Raw genomic sequence first — 20,950 nt, 5'->3', positions numbered from 1 at the left:
AAGGAAATCATCATGGCTGGAATATCTCATCCGGCGGAAATAACGATCGTTCTTGTCCATGGTTCCTTCGTGGACGGGTCCAGTTGGGAGGGCGTTTATAAGATCCTGAAGAAGGACGGTTACCATGTCGCTATCGTCCAGAATCCAACGATCTCGCTGGCCGATGATGTCGCCGCAACCAAACGCATTGTTCACGCGCAGGCCGGCCCGGTGATTCTCGTCGGCCAACTCCTACGGAGGAGCGGTGATCACCGAAGCTGGCAACGATCCACAGGTCGTGAGGCTTGTGTATATCGCAGCCTTTGCCCCCGACAAGGGCGAGTCCGTGTCCACACTTCTCAAAGAGGCCCAGCCTGGCACGCCTGCGTCCTCAATACTGCCGCCCCAGGATGGCTATCTGTACCAAGACAAGAGCACGCGTTCTGACCAACACACGATTGGGAGAACGCCTCTAACACCTCTCCAGAATCACAAGGAATGAATTCCGACATCCTCATGCACCTTCATGCAAGATCAATTGCTCCCCATGTATGCGATGCTCATTGCTCGTCATGGACGGCTGGGCGAGGGAGCTTGATGCTCCTCGGTTGGGTCGAGCACAAACAATTGATGATATGGCTTAGGCGGGCGGAAGAAGGTGTAGAGGTCTACGAGAATCTCTGTCGCAAGCTCCGCTATGCGACGAGAGGAATGTGTTCGGCTCCGTTTGCCACGCTCCGCACGCCAGATCCAGCGGGCCGTCGTCGCCTTCCAGGCGCAATTCCAGACAGCGTGCTATCTCTTTGTCTCCGGATCGCTGCTGCCAACCGGACACACCTGTCTGGCCCCCACCTGGCTCTCCGTGTGCCGCATTGACCCCGAACTCGATCTGCTCGCCATCGGTGACCCCAACGAGGATACGACCGACGCCGACGACGAGAACACCCTTGCCTGGGTCGCGCAGACCGACCACGCCACGCTCCTGCTCTCCTCCGCACTCCCGCACCACTGATCCACTCAGCGCCGCGCACTCCAGCGCACCACCAGGATATCCATCCTTTCCCGTGCCTCTCCCTCTCCCAGCCGAACACGCTCCCCGGCTCTCCAGCAGGCGGGGATTTGTCCGGTCGTCCTTTTCCCTACCAGGGTTCGGCGCAGTCAAACGCACGCAGCACGAGAGAATGCATTCTCTCGTGCGTTTCAACGTAAGCGTAGAAAAGTGAGATCCATCAGCCCACGCGTAGAAAAACCATATCGCCCTGCCAAAATCAGTTCAGATCAGTTTCTTCTCTGTCTACGCTTGCGTTGAAACCCACATGATGGCACCGGGGATAGTATGGTACAGCTTGCTTGTCGCTTGAAAATATCACATCATGAGAGAAGACATGTTGAGCTTCGAGCAGGAATGCGGCTTCGTTCTCAGGGATGGGGAGTGCATGAAAGGGATCGTTATCGCCATATGTCCACTACCAATCAGACCAACCATCTCCGACAGATTCTAGAGGCACTGCCCGGTGCCGTCTTTGTCCTCAATGACACCGACACGATTGTCTATGCCAATGCACGTGCACAGGCCATAACCAGAGCAGCACCAGAAGCATTCCTTGGAACCTCCTTCTGGCGCAGCGTGCCCCATCTGGTAAGCTCCACGCTCTACCAGGCCGTGCGCACGAGCACACAACGTCAAGAACTCACCGAGGTGGAGTATTGTTCTTCCATCACCCACACCTGGCTGCACGTGCAGCTCGCTCCGGCTGGTGGAGGGCTGCTGATGCAGTTCCAAGAGCGGAAAGAACCAACCCGACAGCAGGAGGGAGTGACTCAGGGCAAATGCCTCTGCATCGATGACCTGGATAGCTTGCAGAGCCGGATCGCTCTGCTGACCCCTGAGGGGCTCGTCCTGGAGATCAATGCGGTCCCCTTCGCCGATGCGCACTTCCGACGCGAGGAGATCATTGGCCAACCGCTGGCCGAAGCCCCCTGGTGGTCATTTTCCCCTCGGAGTCAAGAGCAGTTGCACGCCGCCCTCAAACGCGCCAGCAGAGGCGAAACGGTGCGGTTCGAGACGGTGGCTCAGCCCCGGGAAGGCCTAGACCGTTACCTTGACGTCGTGATCACTCCGCATCGAGATGCGGATCATCACATCGCCTACCTCGTCATGGTTGGCAACGACATCACTGCCCGCAAGCGCACCGAAGCGGAAATCCATGCTCTGATCGATGCCATCCCCCAGTTGGTCTGGACCGCGCGACCGGACGGCTCCAATGACTCTGTGAATCAACGGTACCGCGACTATACGGGACTGACCAGTGAAGAAGCCCAGGGGGAAGGATGGACGGAGTGTCTCCATCTGGAGGACCGACCACGCGTCCTCGCGGCCTGGCAGCGCGCTGTCCGGACCGGCGAGGTGTATGAAACGGAAGAGCGCCTGCGCCAGCACACAACCGGAACCTATCACTGGTTTTTAGCCCGTGCTGTGCCCATGCGTGATGAAGCAGGTCAGATCATCAGGTGGTTTGGCACCAGCATCGATATTCATGAGAAAAAGCAGGCTGAAGAAGAACTGCGTGTCCTGATCGATGCTATCCCCCAATTTGTCTGGATGATGCACCCCGATGGCTCAAGTGAATATGGCAACCAGCGTTGGTATGACTATACTGGCATGACCCCTGAACAAACACAAGGGGATGGCTGGCTCCAGGCCCTCCACCCCGACGATTATCAACGCACGCTGTCGCTCTGGCGTCATGCGCGCCTCGGGAGAACCCTTTGAGATCGAATATCGTTTCAAGGACGGCAAAACAGGAGGCTATCGCTGGTTCTTAGGTCGCGCTATGCCGGTGCGTGATGCAACAGGCCAGATCCTCAAATGGTTTGGCACCAGCACCGACATCGAGGACCAGAAACAGGCCGAAGAGAGAAGCAAAATCAGTGAGGAGAACTGGCGCATGCTTGCCGAAGCGGTACCACAGTTGGTCTGGACTATCCAATCCAATGGTCGTCTCGAGTATGCGAATCAACGGTATCGTGACTGGATGCAGCCCGATTTTGAGCTCAGTGGGGACAATTTCTGGCGTCAGTTTGTCCATCCTGCGGATATTGAGCGCACATTGGCGCTTCGGCACCAGTCGCTGGAAACGGGTGAGCCGTATGAGAATGAATACCGTCTCAAGAATCGTCAGACTGGTACGTATCACTGGTTCTTAACCCGTGGCCTGCCAGTGCGTGACGAAGGAGGTCACATCGTCAAGTGGTTTGGCACCAGCACCGACATTGAGGAGCAGAAACGCCTGGAGGAAGCCTTGCGCCAGAGCCAGGAACGCGTCAACGTCCTGATGAACTCCAGGATTATTGGGACCTTTCTCGCCGAAGATGAGCAGGTGGTGGATGCCAATGACACCTATCTGCGCATGACTGGCTATAGCCGGGAAGATTTGTGCGCTGGGCGCATCAACTGGATGCAGATGACGCCTCCAGAGTATCTGGCTCGCACCCAACAGGAACGCCAGGAACTCGTTGTCCACCAATATGGAACGCCCTACGAGAAAGAATATATCTGTCAAGATGGCAGCCGCCTTCCGGTGCTCGTGGGAGTCGTGGCCTTACAACTCGACCCACTCTACACGATCGGCTTTGTGCTGGATAATTCGGCGCGCAAGGAGCTAGACAACGCAAGGATGACTTTATCAATATGGCGAGTCACGAACTAAGGAATCCGCTCACGACCTTGAAGATGCAGATCCAGCTGGCGCGCAAACGACAGGAAAAACAATCACATTATGAGGTGGTTACAGCGCTTTCCACCCTGGAGGGGCCCATCAAGCAACTCGAACGTCTGATCGGAGAGTTACTGGATGTCTCCAAGATCCAGGCAGGCAAGCTGGAGTATCGGCAGGAGCGAGTGGATCTCAACGAACTCCTCCGGGAGATCACCGACACCTTGCAACACAGCAATCCAGACCATAGTATTGTGGTACGTGCACCAGCGAGAGCCTACATGATCGGGGATCGAGACCGCCTGGGACAGGTCTTCACCAACCTGATCAGCAACGCCATCAAATACTCCCCCCAGGCAAAGACGGTCGAAGTGGAGATGGACACCACTGAAGATGTGATCACAGTTCGGGTGCGCGATCATGGCCTCGGCATTCCGCGAGAACAGTGCGAGAAAATCTTTGAACGCTTCTATCGGGTCGCCAATCCCAGACAGAAAGGGATTGCCGGTCTGGGCATGGGGCTCTACATTGTGGCCAGGATCGTCAAGGACCATGAGGGTACCATCACGGTGGAGAGCGAGGTTGGAAAAGGCTCCACCTTTACAGTCACCCTTCCCAATATGAGGTGCGCTTGAACCACTTAGACAGAATTATTCGATGAATGATTCTGTCTAAGTGGTTCAAGCGCATCCAGCGAAGGGAGTAAACTATCCTTGTGGAAGAACCTGGTGCTATTCACAAAGTCAATCGAATAGGTCTCAAGAAACCTCGCCAAGATCCTCTTGACACATACCCGACCTACCTATTGGACTAAAACCTTGTCAGGACAACCGAGTCTGGTAAGAGGTTTACAGGGAACACCCACGCTTTTCATCGACACCAGGTAGGTTGAAGGGAGAGCTATGCCTAAACGGCCTAATAGGCTGATTCTATCTTCAAAGACGAAAGCCTCTGAGAAGTCACTATTTCATTGATTTGCAAAATACGTGATAATAAAGTCGCGAAATTCGCGTGCGGCAACGGAGAGATATCGCTCTTTCGACCAGAGCAGAAGCAATTCTCGCTGACAGCGTGGCTCTTCGATATGGACGGCGACTCCTATCTCAGGTATACTCTTCCAGATAAGAGCGGGAATAAAGGCAATGCCCAGTCCAGAATTGACAAGGTGCAACAGCGCCGTAGGTTCGTCTCCCTCAAACACGACCTGTGGAGTAAAACCTGCCTGTTGGCAAAAAGTATCAGTGAGTTTGCGCAGACTATATTCCTGTTTGAGTGCTAAAAAAGGCTCTTGCGCAACTTCGCTCAAACGGACTGTCTCGCGGTCCGCCAGCCAATGCCCCGGAGGGACCGCAAGCACAATTTCCTCCATCATTAATGACGCTTGCTCTATCCCTGGCTGTTCGATTGGGCGGGCAACGAAGCAGAGATCAATCTCTCCGCGTTCAAGTTGAGCGAATATTACCTGACGAGGATTGCTAAAAAGGCGAATGATAAAGCCTGGATGACTATCACGAAAGCACTGGAGGAGACCCGGGAGGAGATACTCACTCATAGACGCAATCGCCACCTGCCCCTGCTTTCCTGCTGCCAGATCAGCCAATTCGCGTTGTCCTTCATTCAATGTGGTAAATACCTGCTCGACCCGCCGAAGAAACGCTTTGCCATACTGGTTGAGTTGGATTCTGCGTCCCTGGCGATCGAACAACGAGACGCCCAGTTCGTGTTCAAGATGGATAATGGTCTTACTCAGCGAGGATTGTGAAATATAGAGTTCCTGTGCTGCCCGAGTCATGTGCTCAAGCCGGGCAACGGTCTGAAAATAGCGAAGTTGGAGCAGATCCATTAACGTTGACCTTTCCTCCTCTTATGGCCTACATGCCATGAACAAATGGATATATATGTATTGTATCGCATAAGCAAAGCAGACTACAATGAAACCACAAGGTTAAGAGCTTCTATTGAGCATATTTTCTCTATAGAAGAGAAGTATAGAAAAGGAGAATTTTGTAATGGATAATTCATTAATGGGAAAAAGTTGCAATAGTAACCGAGCCTCATCCGGTATTGGTGAGGCAACGGCTTGTGCTCTGTCCGCTCAGAGAGCATCCGTTGTGCTGGCAGTATGCCGTATGGATCGTTTGAATGTGCTGGCTGCACATATTCGCAATCAAGGGGGCAAAGCTGTGCCCGTGGATGAGGGCATATGAAGAAAGTCAAAAACAGAAATGAGTGAGTCATAGTATGAGAGAAGAACCAGGACTGAAACCCCTAACGCTCAATAGTCGTGTCTTCAGCAAAAGAGCGACTGGCGAAGCGTCTTGCTGGTGCCGGAAGAGGTTCATCTATTGCTCTGTTGTAAGGAGGTATTATGGAACTTGGAGTTGCATTACCTACATCTGGTCATTTTGTCTCACGTGAGGCTATTGTGCGCGTAGCTCAGGAAGCTGAGCGCCTGGGTTACAAAGGACTCTGGACATATGAACGCTTGCTTTATCCTCTCGCGGAGGTTGATTATGTTGGCAAAGGTAAGACCGCGCCTCTTGATAGATACTATCGTATAGCGTTTGAGCCTATTGAAACCCTCTCTTATGTTGCAGCTAAAACTGAGCATATCAAACTGGGTACCAGTATCGTCAACACCCCGTTTCATTCACCGGTTGTCCTTGCGCGCCGCTTTGCGGCGCTTGATCAGTTCAGTAATGGGCGAGCCATTGCTGGTCTGGGTCAGGGATGGATGGAACAGGAGTTTATCACGTCGAATGTCACACGCAAATATCGGGGGCGTGGCTCAGAAGAATTCATTGCTGCCATGCGTGCAGCCTGGGGACCTGATCCGGTCCAGTTCAAGGGAGAGTTCTATACCATTCCACCTTCCCTCATTGACCCCAAACCTATTCAAAAAGGAGGAATCCCTGTTATCATGGGGGGATTCTCCACTGCTGCTCTGAAGCGTGCTGCGCGTATAGCTGATGGATTCAATCCACTTACAACGAGTTTCGAGGGGTTGGAAGAAGTGATTCGTACATTCCGCTCGTATGCACAAGAATTTGGACGCGATCCATCCACACTCAAGATTTATGTTCGTGTGAACGGATTGATCACCACCTCTCCTATGCCTGAAAATCGCCGACCTTTCCTTGGTGGCTCTCCAGATCAAATCGCACGTGACCTGGACCGCGTGCGCAAGTTAGATGTTGAGCAGATCTTCTTTAGCGAAATGGTCGATCCCGATATGGATGAGTATGTCACTTCCAATCTAGATGATTACATCGATAGTCTTGCACGCTTACAATCTCTTGTACATGCGTAAATTTATCAGGAAAACGCAAAAGCAAGGAACTTGGGAACCGATCTGGGAGGAGTTGCTGAGCCAACTCAAACCAGCGGTGCCCAACGACTCTGGTCAGTTGTGATCGTGGCATCAGCGGAGCAGCTTGTTCTCTCACATCGTGGCCCTGGGATGGCACCCCTTCTTGCGTCTGAAGCATTGGGCAATGTGTGGGTGCAGGGCCGAGACGATTACCAGCCGATGAAAGAGGTGCTGGCCCGGCAAGGCATTGGCTGATGTGGCAGGGTCGTCTGTTATTCGGGCGTCCAATTGGCTTGCACGATGCTGACCGGGCAAGGGGAGAGGCAGAAGCAGATCTGGATTGTGATCAGTGATCTGGAGCCGGACGAAGCGGTGTTGGGATAGTATCAAATGCGCTTCTGGATCGAATGTGGCTTTGCCGATCTCAAAAGTCGCGGATGGAGATGGCAGCACAGCAAGATCGAGTAGGCCCATCGCATGCAGTGGTATCTGCTGGTGATGGCAGTGAGCACGTTATGGCAGATCAGCCAGGCCCCCGAGGCGGAGGCGGCGATCCCCCAGACGCATCTGGAACGCCTGCCCCAACAGCATCCGACGCGCAAAGCGGCCACAGGCCGGCAGCCACCACGGGAATTGAGTTGCTTGAGCCTGGGAAATTTATGGATGCTTTACATGGCCATCTTTGACTGCTGGCAAATGCAGGGACGCTTTCCAGCTTTTGCCTGGCCCGAACATCTGCCAGCGGCCACGCGCAAACGGGGTCCCAACAAACGACCCCAAAAAGGGAAGGAGGCTACCAAACGTACGCGCCAACGCCACTCTCTTGCTCGCAAACAGAACGGCATTTAAAAAACTACCCTTGCAAAGATCCCGCCACCCACCCGGAATTTTAGTCCAAGGGATCCGACGAGTATGTGTCAAGACGGTCTTGGCGAGGTTTGAGACGCGAACCAACACTTCTCCCTGACCAGGATGTGGTTGTGGCACATCTTCATAAACAAGCCCCTCTGGACCGCCACGACCATGCATACGGATTGCTTTCATCTCGTTGTGTCCTTCCCAAAGGATCTCCCTCTCTCAACGCCAGATCAACTGAAAGGAGCTGACTGGAGCTGGATTCAATGATACTACTCGGCAAAGGCAACCCATGGTCATTCATTCCATGGAGACTGCAGGACGAAGTCACAATAGTTCGGACGTTTGTAGCCAGGAAGGTAGCGCTCACAGATGTCGGCATTGATATTGCCATACGTGGTCTCTGGTTTGTGTCGAAAGCCATCAAGAAACGTCTGCAGAATCTTCTGCTTGAACCCATCACGAGGGAAGGCTGACACGACTTGAGAGCGAGTCTCCTCGGAAAGTTCTGCAAAGTGATCCCCTATCACATCGAAAACGACACCACGATAGAGAAGTGCCACCACTGGCTCCTTGTATTGAGCTACTCCTCTCGTGGTATGGAGCGCAATCGCGTCCCACACCAGCCGGGTAGCCTCATGAGAAATGCCATGTTGCTCCAGGAAACTGCGTGCGGCATTGGCTCCATCAACCTCAAAGCGTTTGTCTGGACTCCGGTAATGGCTGGTGAGGCCAAGGTCATGAAACAGTGCACTAATATAGAGGAGCTCAGGGTCGTACGTCAGCTTGTCTTGACGACTAAAGAGCGACCCAAAGAGGAATACCCGATGCGAATGGTTCCACAACAGTGAACTGCCGTAGTTGTGAAGCAGATCTGCGGCTTCCTTTGCCAATTGACTATCCGGAATGGCGATACCAGCAATATGTTTTGTCATACTCCCATGCTCCTTTAGATTTGCTCGACATCCAGGCTCAGTTTTTTAAAGGCGTTCTGAGCTTGTGGGTCGGCTTTGACATGACAAGGACGCACCACTCGTTTGCTGAAACGGAGACGTCGAAGTTACTCCATCCACATTGGGTATGAACCCTGCGACCAACCTGCTCGGTAATCCAATTGGCGACTTTGGGTCCTGACCAGAGCCCTCCATTGGGTGGACGCACTCCAGGGCTTCTTGCAATTGGCACTACTGTGGTGGCGACAAGATGTATGGACACTAAAGTTCTCATGATGTCCATCACTCACGGCCTTGGCCTGTCTTGATTGTAGCGCTGGACCAGCATCCACACCCATGTGTAGCCGTAACTGGTCGTGCCGTGCAGGCATAACTTGTACGGTCAGCCAGATGACCTGCAAGCCGTCACGTGCGATGCCGTCTTTTTCCTTGCGATAGCGCCTTTCTATTTCCTCGCAGGGCAAATGCTCTGCCATACGAAATTTGTCTTCATGGCACAAGTGTAGCATATCTCATTCCCACGAGTTGCGCAACGAGATTGTAGAAGAGCTATCCGTTGGGGAAGGGATGCCACTCTCTTGAAACTGGACCATATGCACACGAGAACCGGTCGTCACCGAGGAATATGGGTCAAAGAGAAACGCCACGAGAGACCAGCGAGAGCAAACAGGCAGCAAGAAGTGCTCGGAGCAACAGGTGTTCCGAGAAGCAAGCCAAACGATATGGCACGGAAGCGGGGTTACAGCGTCGCCAGACCCAACCAGGTCGCAAAGGATGCAGGAACGCCAAAGAGGGTGAGGGACACGCGACCAGAGGTCAAGGTCTTCTCATTGCGTGCGAGCCTGTCTTCCCCCGAGAGCCGAGTATGGGCTCGCTCTGCCCGAGAAAGGATCGGGATCGGCTCCGACAAGGCCGAACCAGGTGATCGAGCCACTTCCACCAGCACCTCCACCCGTTGATGGCGCAGGAGGTCTCTGCACGCTCGCCGATGACGTCTGCGACTCCAATCACGCCAGAGGAGCGGGGCCGATCCAACGGCCAGAGGATGCAGGAGCACACAGTGGACGCAATCGGCGATGAGCGAGAGGCGAGTTCTGAGTCCTGGGTAAGGCTCGTTGACGGGCCGCTTCCCGCGTGCCAGCAATATCGAAGACGATCCAGCAGGTTGCTTGCCGATCCCATAAGCCGGCCAGATGCTCCTGTGTATCCAGCGGACGAGCCAATTGATCCGAGAGGAAGAGCGTGCGCAGAGCGTCGACAGGCTCAGGGGAGAGTGCAGCCAAAAAGAACGTCGTGCAGGCGAAGGTGATGAGCCATGAGCGTTACTTCGCCCATCCAACTAGGAGTGGAGAGCGCAGATCGGGCAGAAGTCTGGATAGTCACGGCAGAATCGGCGATACTGTTCATATGGCCTCCTTAGTAAGGGAATTTCTTTTGCTTCCCTCTTAAGAAGGCTCATTTCTTCCCTCCACCGCTACCCTTTACAACCTCGTTGCGCAACCCGTGGGCCAGTGGAGCAGGTGGCAGATGCAGGGAATTCATCTGTATTTGCCGCCTGCTCACAATCTCCTTACCTTACTGAACAACTTTCCTTTATAGCTGCTAAAGATGTGCCATAGGTTTCGGGTGAGGATATGTTCTTGTTAAGCCCTTTCTCTTTTGCCCGAAACGTTTAAGATTGGGCTTTTAGAACTTCCTGCATGAAGCGGGGCTCAGGGAGTGCCCCGGTAAATTCAACACGGTCATTGATGACAGTTTTGGGTACTGCCTGAACATGGTAACGTTGGGCAAGATCAATGAACTCGGAGGCTTCTATCACGTCGGCGGTAATATGCACGTTCTCAATAGCTAATTGGTGGGCCAACCTGGCCGCTCTTGGACAATAGGGTCAAGTGGGAGTTACGAACACCTGTATATGCAGGTCATGATCGATTTTTGAAACTGCCTCCTGTGTGGTGGAGTGCAACTTCGTCGTTCCCTTGGAGATATCCAGAATGTCTTCAATCAAGGTAGAAAATTCATACCCTGCTGGAACTCCAAAAAAGCGAACGGCCCCTTTAGCGCTTCCCTGAAGGATAGTGGCTGGAATATGCGTGACACCAAGGCGTTGGGCCTCTGGCTCGTCTTGAACAAAATCCTTCACAGTGAGATGAATTTTCTCCGAGAGGCCAGTAACCTCTTCAAGCAACTCACGAGTATCCTTACAAGTGGTACACTCCTGGCCTCGAACTCGCATTACTGACTCCAGTTGTGTGAAGTACAGAAGAGTTACGTCATTCTGAAGCTCTTGTGAGAAGAGTGTTCGTAATGTCTGCTGATCTTGGGGCGAGATGAAAGCCATGTGCTTTCTCCTCTCATGGTAGTGTATTGATGACTATTATCGGGTAGCCATCAAGTGTACTTCATAAGTAGACGAAACAATGACCTTGCTTGTTTTAGTCTACACCTTAGAGGGAAAGAAAAGCAACAAGTTGTTTTCCCTTAACCAGGGCTGAGACAAGGACCGCTTTATGCATTCCAAAAATCTTAACTTTGGCCTGAGTAGATAGGCAGTGATTGCGAGTTGATGGTAGAATAGAGATCAAAAAGCTTGGATTTCAGAGCATGAAAGAATGTAGGCCACTTTTAGCGCAAAGGAGTCAGCGAGAGATATCGCGACGGACCCTTGTTTAAGGTCTTCTAGGAATGGCAGCAGCGGAAAGCGTACTGACAGGTTTCTCTGCGTGCAGTGCGACGGTTCTGTCAGAACTGAGGGCATGAAAGCCAAGGGGTGGAAGTCCCTCAACCATATCCGTTGAGTTAGGAAGCCATCCGCATCCAAAGTTGCAGGGTAGCAAGTTTTTCACAGAACAACCGTCGTTGCTCCAGAAGAGACTGTGTTTCGCCCATGGTGTGGCGTGGGCAAAAATACTTGCGCAATTCATCAAAAGCATGGCAAAAACGCGCCGCTGATGCGAAATTCCCAAAGCCACGCATCGGGTAGTACCGTTGTTTCACTCCTCGATGGTCTTGCTCCAACTGATTATTGAGATATGTATTGGTTCGATGCTGTACATCGCTCCCAAGGATCTCACGAACTGCTCGTGGATACGCTCGTTGAAGCGGCGTTTGCAAGCTGAGCAACGAAACGTTCCATAGCCAAGCGTAGTCTTCTGGGTTTGTTCGCTGGTGATGGTCGAGGCACAATGTGGACAGTTCATGAGGCACTCCCGATCAGAGAAATTGTGCTCTTAGCATACCTGCAAACGGTGTCCAAGACAAGCCTTTCTCTGAATTCTGACAGAACCCACTGAGAGAACTGAGACATGTCTTCTGCGAAAGACTTGCGACATTGCAACACCTGATGCGAACAGCCTCATAGCCCAGCGAATGATGTTGGGGAACTTTCCTGTGGACCTCAATATTCTCAGTTCTGACAGAACCGCTCTCTTAACAATCTCCGACCGCTCCGCGTGAACCTGTCCAATGAGGAGGCACCTGCGGCAAGCAACGTCGCCGATTAAATCCCTGCAATTCGTGCCAAAATCGTTGGTTTGTTGCCACAAACAGGAGAGTTCAAGAGAACGGAAGTTGTTTCGATAGCTGCGTGCACGGCTATGAGGAATGAGCAGCACACGAGGCTTTGCGCAGTTCATCGGAAACGTGCAGAGAATGTGCACGTTTCCGATTTTATGGCTCTGTATTGCATTTCTCGTGTCATAAAGCGGCTACAGGGAGAAGAACTCCACAAGCGCTGGCACCAAAACATCAGGGTCCACATTGTGGCTTTGACCTTCCAGCACACGGAGTTCTGCATGAGGCATTGCCTGACTCAATGCTCGTGCCGTGTCATGCATAAAGGGATAACTCGCGCCACCGCTCATTACGAGTACAGGTATGGTTACCCTGGCTGCCCATTGGGTGGGGACTGAGGCGTCTTCGCCCAAGATGGCAGCGTGGTCATAGGCAAGTGTCGGTGCTATGGCCTCCAACAGTGGCCATATCAGGGCATGGCGCATTCCCTCAATCTGCTCGGTCGGAGTCTCAACCAACTTCATAAACAGCGCTACGGCATCGCCTCGGCGGTCGGCTGCTAAAAGCTCTGTGAGGTGTTTGAGGTATTCCCTCCAGGCCCGCTGGGCCTGAGAATCATCATTGTAAGGAGCCTCGTACATAGCAAGCTTCTTGACTTTCTTGCCAAGCCTTATGGCTGTTTCCATGGCAAGAGCCGCACCCGAGGAATGGCCGTAGAGATACGCTGCCCCGCCAGCTGCATCAATCAATGCCTCAGTATCCTCAATCTCCCGCTCGACGGCATAGGGTTTGGTATCCTCGCTGTCACCTCGCCCCCTACGATCATAGCTATAGACCGTAAAGTGCGCCGCAAGGAGCTTGACCAGTTCTGGTTTGGAACCGGTTGAGCGGGTGCATAGCGCACCGTCAACCAGAAGAACTGTCGGCCCCTCGCCTTCTTTGTCGTACGCAATCTTTGTACCGTCTTTTGAAGTTACTGTGTTCATTATTGTCTCCTTGTTTGTGTTATCGAGTGAAAGTCGTCATCGAAGGTTCCTTGTTTGATTCCTTATGCCAAACGGCTCAAACAAGATAGAACAGAACGTCTTACGGGCACAAAGGCTGCTTTCCTGGTCTGGAGTTCGTTGCAGGCTGTTTCTGGATGAAAACCGCAGCAATCAGTGCTCCAAGAGCTGCACCTCCTGCTAGGACCAGGAGCCCTGCATGTAAGCCACTGAGTGGCGCCATCACCGATGGGGACGAGTTCGGCGCAAAGTCCTGAACAGATGCCGTACTCATTGCCACCACTGCCGCCGTGATGGCAAGCATGAGCTCCTCCGCCAGCCTGCCCCACGGTCCCCTGGAGGCCGGCTGCCAGGCCCTGCTCACCCTGTTCGATCCCGATAACGGCAGCAATAGAGAACGTAGGAATACAAATGCCCATGCTGATCTGGCAGAGAATGGTGGATGGCAAGATGATTCCAATATAGTCAGCGCTCGCTCCACTTCTGAATGAGTGCTTGTTCACTCCTTCTTTTCCCTGCCAATCCGCTTTTCCTTTGCGCTTCATGGCCGCTTGCGTAGTACTGGGCCTACTTGGTCACCACCCGCACCGGCCGGCGGCGCTCCTGCGGTGTCAACTCCCAACACGGCACCGAGCACGACCATCGTGAGTTGGCCGCGCTGCACGCCACCGCCGCGTCGGTTCTGATCAAAAGGCTCACAGCTGGTTTTGGCTGCCGTGTGGGTCGGGGGAGGGAGCCCTGGTGCCGAGGTCGTCGGAGCATCCGGCCGCAAGCCGGGACCATTGGGCGGTAGGACGTCCGTCCGTGCGGAACTGGTCGCCGGTGTTTTCCCACCGTTGCGGCCAGCTAGCAGGCGAGTCTTCCCAGGTCTCTTGCCGACCGTACACGGTCATGTCCAACAGCCCGTAGCTGGGGGCCATCGCCTCCACGCCGCGACCGGTGGTCCAGTAGGTCTTGAACACGCGGTCGCCGTGCCGCAGGTAGCATACCAGCATGCCGAACCCGCGCCCAGCGAACAGAGCGTCGGCGGAGTCTTGTACCGAGTACCATGGGACATCCCACCCCATGAAGTCGCGGTAACGGACGCTCTCCTCGTACGGGCCTTCGCAGAACGTGGCGTAGGTGACGTCGCGGGAATGCAGGTAGGACAGCTCGTGGACCTGGCCATTGAAGAAGGTGCAGCCCTCGCACTGGGCACTGGTGGGTTGACCGGTGTGCCACATGTGAAAGTAGACGATTAGTTGCCGGCGACCCTCGAAGACCTCCAGCAGCGTGACCGGTCCGTGCGGGCCGAGAAGCTGGATGGTGGGGTCCACCTCCACTATCGGCAGATGCCTTCGAGCCGCCGCGATCGCATCCCCTTGGCGGGTGTGCGCCTTTTCCCGAACCAGCAGCTTGTCCAATTCCGCCTGCCAGGTGGCCCGGTCAACTACCGCAGGCAGCGCAGAGGTGTCGAGGCCGGTGGTGAAATGGTGCTGATCACGTGTGTTCATAGTGTTTCCTTCTTTCCTTTCCCTCTTCCATTGGGAATGACTCATGGGGGCGTAGATCTGCTTGCAATTTGCAAGTGCATCTATTCTACTGGCAGAGAAAGAAAAAAACTTCTCCTGGCTTGCTCTTCTTACCACGCAGGGCCACCGCTGTGCATTCCAAAACACGCTTACTACAGTCCCACTTAGAGAGCGGATGTGATAGACTGCTGCCAGGAGGAACAGCAGATGATCACGGAAGCACAGGACCAGGAAGGTCCGATCCCCGAAGAAGTGGTACTCCAGCACGCCCTCGAGGAATTGGCCCAGGTGCAGGTTCGCATCGGAGCACATTTCCGCCGAGCCGAAGCCCGCAACAGGGCAGGCCGCTTCGTGCGCGCATTTTGCCTGAAGGGGGCGAGCCCCTCGAGGAAGCAGACGAGAAGAGCAGCGAGAGCTGCCAGGCACGGTTTCTGCTGCTGTGGCGTTCGCTCTCTGATCCCAGCCACCGGGCGTACTACCGCGTGGCTGGCCCGGCTACACTCACGCTGCCGGAGGTGGTGCGCATCACAGGCCGACGCTGGACCATCGAAGAAGGAATTGAGGAGGCAAAAGGCGAAGTTGGTCTGGATCAGTATGAAGTTCGCACGTATCGCGCCTGGTACCGGTTCATGACGTTGGCCCTCTTTGCACACGCTGTGCTGGCCGTGGTGCGACACCGGACGCGCGAAAAAAAAAGCTCCAGCGAGCAGCTTGGTCTCCCGCTGAGTCTGGCAGAAGTGCGCCATCTCTACTCATTCTTCTATTACGGGAAATCCAACTCAGTGTTCGCTCCACCACCCACCGTCTAGGTAAAATACTGAAGCCGCGTGTGCTGGGCGTGCGCTCGACCACTTCGAGATCCCAGCCACCTTCCGCCTGGCACCAAGCAGCCAACTCCTGTCCACGGTACGCCGCATCGGCCCAGATCTTTTTGAGACGTAGGTGCAATGGAGCGAGTCCGGCGAGCAGGCACCGAGCCCCTTTCCCACCGTGCAGATCAGCGGGAGTGACATATACAGCCAGGAGAAGGCCAAGCGTATCGACAAGAATGTGGCGCTTGCGTCCTTTCACGCATTTATGCGCATCGAAACCACAAATCCCGGCAGATTCCTCGACAGTCTTGACGCTTTGCGCATCCATGATGGCAGCACTGGGCTGGACATTTCTCCCGACCCGCTCACGTTCAGCTTCTCGTAGCGCCGTGAGCAGCCGAAACCAGGTGCCTTTAAGAACGAGTTTGGGAATGGGTCAAAGTGCTCTTGATCGGAGCCATGCTGGCTCCAGGAGAACGGATGGTGACAGCGATTTTGCGGGTGATGGGTCTCAATCAAGAACGACAATTCCAGAATTATCACCGGGTGCTCAACCGAGCGAAGTGGTCTTCGCGAGCACTCAGCTGCGTGCTCTTGCGCTTGTTGATCCTGTTCTTTGTGTCGGAGGATGCGCCTCTTGTCGTGGGTATCGACGAGACCATTGAACGTCGTCGTGGAGCCAAGATAGCGGCCAAAGGCATCTATCGTGATCCGGTGCGTTCGAGCAAAGAGTTCTTTGTCAAAACGAGCGGGTTGCGATGGATCTCGATGATGCTGTTGACGCCTATTCCCTGGGCGCAGCGTGTCTGGGCCTTGCCCTTTTTCACTGTCCTGGCTCCCTCGGAGCGCTGCAACCAGCAGCACCGCCGCCGACACAAAAAGCTCACCGATTGGGGACGACAAATGATTCGGCAACTGCGTCGGTGGTTGCCTGAACACGAGTTGGTGGTCGTCGCAGACAGCACCTACGCGGTGCTGGAGTTGCTCGCCTGTGCGGCCAGGATGATTCAACCCGTCACTATCGTCACCCGTTTGCGCCTGGATACGGCTCTTTATGATCCCGCTCCAGTTCGCCAACCGGGAACCAATGGGCGCCCCCGCCTCAAAGGAGCACGTCAGCCTACGCTGGCGCAGCGGCTCGTCGATCCAGCCCACCATCTGGCAGCGTGTCACCGTGGCTTGGTATGGCGGGACGACACGCACCGTCGAACTGGCGAGTGAAACGGCGGTGTGGTATCACACCGGACTGCCACCGGTGGCGATTCGTTGGGTGCTCATTCGAGATCCACAGGGGCAGTTCGATTCCCAGGCGCTTCTGTGCACCGATCAGCAGGCTTGTGCCCAAGCCATCTTGGAGTGGTTTGTGCCGCGATGGCAAATGGAAGTAAACTTTTCATGAGGTCCGCGCTCATCTGGGCGTGGAGACACAGCGGCAATGGTCTGACCTTGCCATCTTGCGCACCACCCCTGCTCTGCTTGCCCTCTTTTCTCTGGTCACTATCTTTGCTCATCAGTTGCTCCAGGGTCAGCCTTTGCCTGTTCGCCAAGCAGCCTGGTATACCAAAGCGCTTCCCACGTTTTCTGATACGCTGGCTTTTGTCCGCTGCTTCTTTCTTCCTCTTCTCCATTTCTCTCAAAAGCTCTTCAACTTCTTCATCAAGTTGACAATACCGTATGGCATCTCCCTTGTGTGATCTGCAGTCAAACTAAAGGATGTCTCTTTTTCCCCCGCTTCGTCCACAAGGGTTGTGGAAACGCAAAAGCTGGAAAAATCGCTGCTGTGCGTTCTCTTTCTCTCACCAAAATGCAAGGCCTGGCTGACCATCAACAGCGTTGTTGGTGATCACCCAGGCCTTGCATAGAATCAATCGGCGGTACGAGCATTCTGATCAGCATTTGTGTCATGAAGAAGCACATTCGATAGACCTTCCCGCTATCGATCGAGAAGGTTCACGATACCGTTTATACGCCTATGCCAGACTCACCTGTACCAGAGTATGGGCCTCTTCTATAGGCTCAGGAACACGTCCCATTACCTGATGAGGACTCGTTACAACAAGAGCAAGTACATGCCTTCCCGCCTTTGTCATCGGATCTGCCCTCAGCGAGAGGCGATAGAAACCTGGCAAACCTGCGCTGCGTAGCTCTGCAACAGTGAGATCGGTATCACTGGCGATATTACGCACAATAAAGTTATTCTCGCTCAGATTCTGAATCCCTAACCCATCGCTATCTGTAACAGAGACCGCAACGGTGAAACGCGACGGGCTTCCATTCTGATCCAGGGCCAGGGCCGTAACATTAAAGCCAGCCATGAGACTTCCTTCTTTCTCACATATGGTTATGGTGTACTCCGTTCAACCATATGAATGTACAAAAGATGACGTAACGTACTACTGACGCAATATACTACGCAAGAAAGACTTATTCTACATAGAGGGAGTACTTTCAATCGCTCACACGCGAAATGCCCCCACCAACTCATGAGAGAGGTATCGTAGCTCAATGTTAAGGTCTGATATGGTCAGAGAGATCAACAATATATATCGTATTTTGCTTCTCAGACGCGCCAAAAATTGGTTCTAGTCGTACAATGCCCACCCAGAATTGTGTCCCTTGTGTGATCTGCAGTCAAACTGAAGGATGTCTGTTTTTCCCCTGTTTCGTACACAAGTGTTATGGAAACGCAAAAGCTAGAAAAATCGCTGCTGTACGTTCTCTTTCGCGTAACAAAACACCCCACATCGGGCGAATCAGGGTGAAGTTTTTTGCCCAATTCGAGTGCGCACCCCTTTCAAGCATCATGGGTCTCCCCGTAGGGCAGGCCGCCAGCGAGGTACTGTTGTCAGTCCTTTTCTGTCGGCTCGCCGAGTAGCCGGGAGGCGTTACCGCCTCCAAGCCCTCTAAGAACGGCACGTGCAAGTTTCCCTGCATGCCGCTCAAGCCTTTCTAACGCCCCGGGAGGGAAGCGGTTTCGAGACGGTTAACCCTTGGCGATGAAGTCGTTCATGACAATCAGGAAGGAAGTGAAGTATTTCTTCGGGAGTCTTTCTGCCTTGGTTTTCCGTCACTCGTTTGACGGCAAGTGCTTTGCCGCTGAATGAGTGGGTGAGAGACGTTACAGGGCTTTAACTTTGCCCCATCTGCCTTCCTTCGTTGCCTGAACGATACGCATTTGGAGCCGACGCACGTTTTGGTGAGTTGTATTCCAATCAATGGACTCCCACTCATCCTCAACGTGAGAAACCGCACCAGCATCCGTTCGGTGGTCATACGGGATCTCTCTACCCGTAGTCCTTTCCAGGACATTACAAAACGTACCTTACGGGCGCACATCTGTGGCCCATTTTGTGTTGGGCTCCGTTGCCGTAAAATTCCGCTGTGAGAGATTGGGAGCCACAGGATGGGAAACGTCTCTGCGGGTCGTGATCACTCGACGTCGTTTTCCTTTGGCACCCAGCCCCGCCTCACGCATCAGCCGAGCCACCCGTTTGCGAGAGATCCGTTTCCCTTGGTCTTTCAGCTCAGCGTGCAGGCGCGGGCTTCCATATCTGCCTTGATGCGTGGTAAATATCTGCCGAATCTGGGTGCGAAGGTGAGCATCTTCTCGTTTGCGCCGGCAGTCTGGACGCTTGCGCCATGCATAAAAGCCACTTTCTGAAACACCCAGGACCTGGCGCATGACGATAATGGGGAATTCCTGCTTTTGCTGTTCGATAAACTGATATTTCATTTGGATTCCCGTGAAAAGATGCTCACTACTTTTTTAGGATATCACGCTCCTGATGTACTCTCTCCAACTCGCGTTTGAGGCGGCGGTTTTCTTCTTCCAGTGTCGTTTGGTGCCCACTGCTAGGAAAAGCTTCTTGACCATGCTGAGCCAATTCCTTGCGCCATTGATGAATAGATGTGTCAGAGATTCCTAGCTCGCGTGCCACCTGCGTGATCGGCTTGCCGCTCGTTTGGGCGAGTCGCACCGCTTCTTCTTTAAACTCTCGCGTGTAGACTTTTTGGATTTTTCCCATGTTGGTCCTCTTCTTCATTTGATAGAGTATATCTCAGCTTTCGGGACTCTATCAAATCGGGGCAGGATCACGGCAAGAAATTGAAATGTACTTTGCGGCACTTGTGAAGTCATGGGAAAACAACGGGAACTCAAGGATATCAAAGTCCACACGTATGTCTATGGAAGGGGTGCTCTGATCAGCCACCAAATGGAGCAAACAGCTTCAGTGCATAAAAAATAACGCCAGCAAACAAAGAAGTCAGAAGTTCAAAAACACCGTCTCGAACTCCTGGCTTCTTTAACAACTTGCCACAGGCTCTTATTTCAGCGCACCCTGCGTCAGACCGGTCAGGAATTGACGCTGGAAGAACAAAAACATAATGATGATTGGCAATGCTCCCAACGCAGCCCCCGAGAGCAATATACCATACTGAGCATCATAAGTCCCGACCAACGACGAAATACCAAGATTAATGACAAACATCGAAGTATCGGTAGTTACAACCATCGGCCAGATGAAATCGTTCCAGAAACCGGTAAATGCAAGGATGCCTAGCACAGCCAGCCCCGGTCTCACCAAAGGCAACACAACACGCCACCAGATACCAAACTCACTGGAACCATCAACACGCGCTGCATCCAGCAGTTCACTGGGTACATTCACTGTATACTGTCGCATCAAGAAAATACCAAAGGCTCCCACAGCACGTGGAATAATCAAACCTTGATACGTATTAAACCAGTGAAGAGCACGGATAATCTGGAATTGTGGCAACAACAACACCTGATAGGGAATCAGTAGAGTCGCCAGCATGACAAAAAAGAGAACGTTTTTGAAGCGAAAATCGTATTTCGCGAATGCAAAACCCGCCAGCGAACTCAAAGCCACCGATAAAAATGTGCCAACAAAAGCTACAATAGCTGTATTAAGGAACCAGCGAGCAAAAGGAAATTGCGTCAGGAGAGCTGCTATATTTGCCAGCGTTGGATGCGCAGGCCAGAAGGTCAGCGGTACTCCAAAAATCTCAGTGTTGGGCTTAAACGCACTGAAGATCATATAGAGGAATGGAAATACAGTTAACCCAATTAAAACCAGGAAGACCAGGTTAATACACAGAGCTCCCAGGTAAAATCGCCCATTCCTGAGAGAGAACGACATACCGATAAATTTCATGCGGGTTTCCGACATACTCAATTTTGTATGTGCCATGAGCTTATCCTTTCTTACGCTCGCACAGATACACGTCTCCCTATGTACAGTTACAGACATGATGTAGAACGCTTGTCTGTG

18 protein-coding genes and 11 pseudogenes are annotated in these 20,950 nt (G+C 53.3%); 9 read left to right on the top strand and 20 right to left on the bottom strand.

What is annotated here, in order from left to right; genetic code table 11:
• Positions 1 to 12: 12 nt before the first annotated feature.
• Positions 13 to 415 (top strand): annotated as a pseudogene (locus tag JMI88_RS40870) (alpha/beta fold hydrolase); the annotation flags it as partial.
• A 204-nt stretch (positions 416 to 619) separates the two neighbouring features.
• Here the strand turns inward: JMI88_RS40870 and JMI88_RS25115 are convergent.
• Positions 620 to 1,141, bottom strand: a complete 522-nt coding sequence (locus JMI88_RS25115) for a hypothetical protein (RefSeq protein WP_201364701.1) — start codon at positions 1,139 to 1,141, stop codon at positions 620 to 622.
• Positions 1,142 to 1,438: 297 nt separating this feature from the next.
• On the opposite strand from JMI88_RS25115, the pseudogene JMI88_RS25110 reads away from it, so the two are divergent.
• Positions 1,439 to 4,330 (top strand): annotated as a pseudogene (locus tag JMI88_RS25110) (PAS domain S-box protein).
• 332 nt (positions 4,331 to 4,662) lie between these two features.
• On the opposite strand, the gene JMI88_RS25105 reads toward JMI88_RS25110, so the two are convergent.
• Positions 4,663 to 5,538, bottom strand: a complete 876-nt coding sequence (locus JMI88_RS25105; protein ID WP_201364700.1) for a LysR family transcriptional regulator — start codon at positions 5,536 to 5,538, stop codon at positions 4,663 to 4,665.
• A 166-nt stretch (positions 5,539 to 5,704) separates the two neighbouring features.
• Between JMI88_RS25105 and JMI88_RS25100 the strand changes: the two genes are divergently transcribed.
• From JMI88_RS25100 to JMI88_RS25085, 4 genes are all read left to right on the top strand, one after another.
• On the top strand, positions 5,705 to 5,902 hold the full coding sequence (locus JMI88_RS25100; RefSeq protein WP_201364699.1) for a hypothetical protein: 198 nt from the start codon (positions 5,705 to 5,707) through the stop codon (positions 5,900 to 5,902).
• Positions 5,903 to 6,063: 161 nt separating this feature from the next.
• Positions 6,064 to 7,005, top strand: coding sequence for an LLM class flavin-dependent oxidoreductase (locus tag JMI88_RS25095; protein ID WP_201364698.1), 942 nt, complete (start codon positions 6,064 to 6,066; stop codon positions 7,003 to 7,005).
• A gap of 30 nt (positions 7,006 to 7,035) precedes the next feature.
• Positions 7,036 to 7,260, top strand: a complete 225-nt coding sequence (locus tag JMI88_RS25090) for a hypothetical protein (protein ID WP_201364697.1) — start codon at positions 7,036 to 7,038, stop codon at positions 7,258 to 7,260.
• A gap of 222 nt (positions 7,261 to 7,482) precedes the next feature.
• Positions 7,483 to 7,854, top strand: a complete 372-nt coding sequence (locus JMI88_RS25085) for a hypothetical protein (RefSeq protein ID WP_201364696.1) — start codon at positions 7,483 to 7,485, stop codon at positions 7,852 to 7,854.
• 96 nt (positions 7,855 to 7,950) lie between these two features.
• Here the strand turns inward: JMI88_RS25085 and JMI88_RS40865 are convergent.
• From JMI88_RS40865 to JMI88_RS25030, 12 genes and pseudogenes are all read right to left on the bottom strand, one after another.
• Positions 7,951 to 8,049, bottom strand: a pseudogene (locus JMI88_RS40865) (quinone oxidoreductase family protein); the annotation flags it as partial.
• A gap of 107 nt (positions 8,050 to 8,156) precedes the next feature.
• Positions 8,157 to 8,795 carry an HD domain-containing protein gene (locus JMI88_RS25080; protein WP_201364695.1) on the bottom strand — a complete coding sequence of 213 codons (639 nt, stop codon included), beginning with the start codon at positions 8,793 to 8,795 and terminating at the stop codon, positions 8,157 to 8,159.
• Between the two features lie 14 nt (positions 8,796 to 8,809).
• A pseudogene (locus tag JMI88_RS40860) lies at positions 8,810 to 8,908 on the bottom strand (helix-turn-helix domain-containing protein); the annotation flags it as partial.
• A 12-nt stretch (positions 8,909 to 8,920) separates the two neighbouring features.
• Positions 8,921 to 9,289: a hypothetical protein gene (locus tag JMI88_RS25070; RefSeq protein WP_201364694.1), complete on the bottom strand. Its 369-nt coding sequence runs from the start codon at positions 9,287 to 9,289 to the stop codon at positions 8,921 to 8,923.
• A 263-nt stretch (positions 9,290 to 9,552) separates the two neighbouring features.
• A complete protein-coding gene (locus JMI88_RS25065) occupies positions 9,553 to 9,747 on the bottom strand; it encodes a hypothetical protein (protein WP_201364693.1) in 195 nt (64 codons plus the stop codon).
• Between the two features lie 73 nt (positions 9,748 to 9,820).
• Positions 9,821 to 10,096, bottom strand: coding sequence for a hypothetical protein (locus tag JMI88_RS25060; protein WP_201364692.1), 276 nt, complete (start codon positions 10,094 to 10,096; stop codon positions 9,821 to 9,823).
• Positions 10,077 to 10,220, bottom strand: coding sequence for a hypothetical protein (locus JMI88_RS25055; RefSeq protein WP_201364691.1), 144 nt, complete (start codon positions 10,218 to 10,220; stop codon positions 10,077 to 10,079). The genes JMI88_RS25060 and JMI88_RS25055 overlap by 20 nt, the downstream gene beginning before the upstream one ends.
• A 265-nt stretch (positions 10,221 to 10,485) precedes the next feature.
• Positions 10,486 to 10,689: pseudogene (locus tag JMI88_RS25050) on the bottom strand (thioredoxin family protein); the annotation flags it as partial.
• 12 nt (positions 10,690 to 10,701) lie between these two features.
• Positions 10,702 to 11,154 carry a thioredoxin family protein gene (locus JMI88_RS25045; RefSeq protein ID WP_201364689.1) on the bottom strand — a complete coding sequence of 151 codons (453 nt, stop codon included), beginning with the start codon at positions 11,152 to 11,154 and terminating at the stop codon, positions 10,702 to 10,704.
• Positions 11,155 to 11,612: 458 nt separating this feature from the next.
• Positions 11,613 to 11,921 (bottom strand): annotated as a pseudogene (locus tag JMI88_RS39640) (DDE-type integrase/transposase/recombinase); the annotation flags it as partial.
• Between the two features lie 599 nt (positions 11,922 to 12,520).
• The gene (locus JMI88_RS25035; RefSeq protein WP_201364688.1) at positions 12,521 to 13,312 is read right to left on the bottom strand and encodes an alpha/beta fold hydrolase; all 792 of its coding nucleotides are present in this window, start codon (positions 13,310 to 13,312) and stop codon (positions 12,521 to 12,523) included.
• A gap of 100 nt (positions 13,313 to 13,412) precedes the next feature.
• Complete coding sequence (locus JMI88_RS25030) at positions 13,413 to 13,634, bottom strand: hypothetical protein (protein WP_201364687.1); 222 nt, start codon at positions 13,632 to 13,634, stop codon at positions 13,413 to 13,415.
• Between JMI88_RS25030 and JMI88_RS25025 the strand changes: the two genes are divergently transcribed.
• Positions 13,633 to 13,821: a hypothetical protein gene (locus JMI88_RS25025; protein WP_201364686.1), complete on the top strand. Its 189-nt coding sequence runs from the start codon at positions 13,633 to 13,635 to the stop codon at positions 13,819 to 13,821. The two genes, JMI88_RS25030 and JMI88_RS25025, sit on opposite strands and share 2 nt — an antisense overlap.
• Positions 13,822 to 14,025: 204 nt before the next feature.
• Here the strand turns inward: JMI88_RS25025 and JMI88_RS25020 are convergent, their stop codons facing one another.
• Positions 14,026 to 14,823 carry a DUF899 family protein gene (locus JMI88_RS25020; RefSeq protein ID WP_201364685.1) on the bottom strand — a complete coding sequence of 266 codons (798 nt, stop codon included), beginning with the start codon at positions 14,821 to 14,823 and terminating at the stop codon, positions 14,026 to 14,028.
• Positions 14,824 to 15,365: 542 nt separating this feature from the next.
• Here JMI88_RS25020 and JMI88_RS39635 point away from each other — a divergent pair.
• Positions 15,366 to 15,650: pseudogene (locus tag JMI88_RS39635) on the top strand (hypothetical protein); the annotation flags it as partial.
• Here JMI88_RS39635 and JMI88_RS25010 read toward each other — a convergent pair.
• A pseudogene (locus JMI88_RS25010) lies at positions 15,586 to 16,080 on the bottom strand (transposase); the annotation flags it as partial. The pseudogenes JMI88_RS39635 and JMI88_RS25010 overlap by 65 nt on opposite strands.
• On the opposite strand from JMI88_RS25010, the pseudogene JMI88_RS41170 reads away from it, so the two are divergent.
• Positions 16,071 to 17,287: pseudogene (locus JMI88_RS41170) on the top strand (IS701 family transposase); the annotation flags it as partial. The pseudogenes JMI88_RS25010 and JMI88_RS41170 sit on opposite strands and share 10 nt — an antisense overlap.
• A 336-nt stretch (positions 17,288 to 17,623) precedes the next feature.
• Here JMI88_RS41170 and JMI88_RS25000 read toward each other — a convergent pair.
• The 4 genes and pseudogenes from JMI88_RS25000 to JMI88_RS24980 all read right to left on the bottom strand — a co-directional run bounded on the left by JMI88_RS25000 (position 17,624) and on the right by JMI88_RS24980 (position 20,869).
• Positions 17,624 to 17,968: a hypothetical protein gene (locus JMI88_RS25000; protein ID WP_201364683.1), complete on the bottom strand. Its 345-nt coding sequence runs from the start codon at positions 17,966 to 17,968 to the stop codon at positions 17,624 to 17,626.
• A gap of 726 nt (positions 17,969 to 18,694) precedes the next feature.
• Positions 18,695 to 18,870: pseudogene (locus JMI88_RS40855) on the bottom strand (reverse transcriptase N-terminal domain-containing protein); the annotation flags it as partial.
• Between the two features lie 114 nt (positions 18,871 to 18,984).
• A pseudogene (locus JMI88_RS41165) lies at positions 18,985 to 19,678 on the bottom strand (IS3 family transposase); the annotation flags it as partial.
• Positions 19,679 to 19,978: 300 nt separating this feature from the next.
• Positions 19,979 to 20,869, bottom strand: coding sequence for a carbohydrate ABC transporter permease (locus JMI88_RS24980; RefSeq protein WP_201364680.1), 891 nt, complete (start codon positions 20,867 to 20,869; stop codon positions 19,979 to 19,981).
• Positions 20,870 to 20,950 lie beyond the last annotated feature (81 nt).

It is taken from the genome of Dictyobacter formicarum (genome assembly GCF_016587435.1).
Note: the sequence above shows the minus strand (reverse complement) of the source record. Positions and strands in the feature narration are given on the sequence as shown.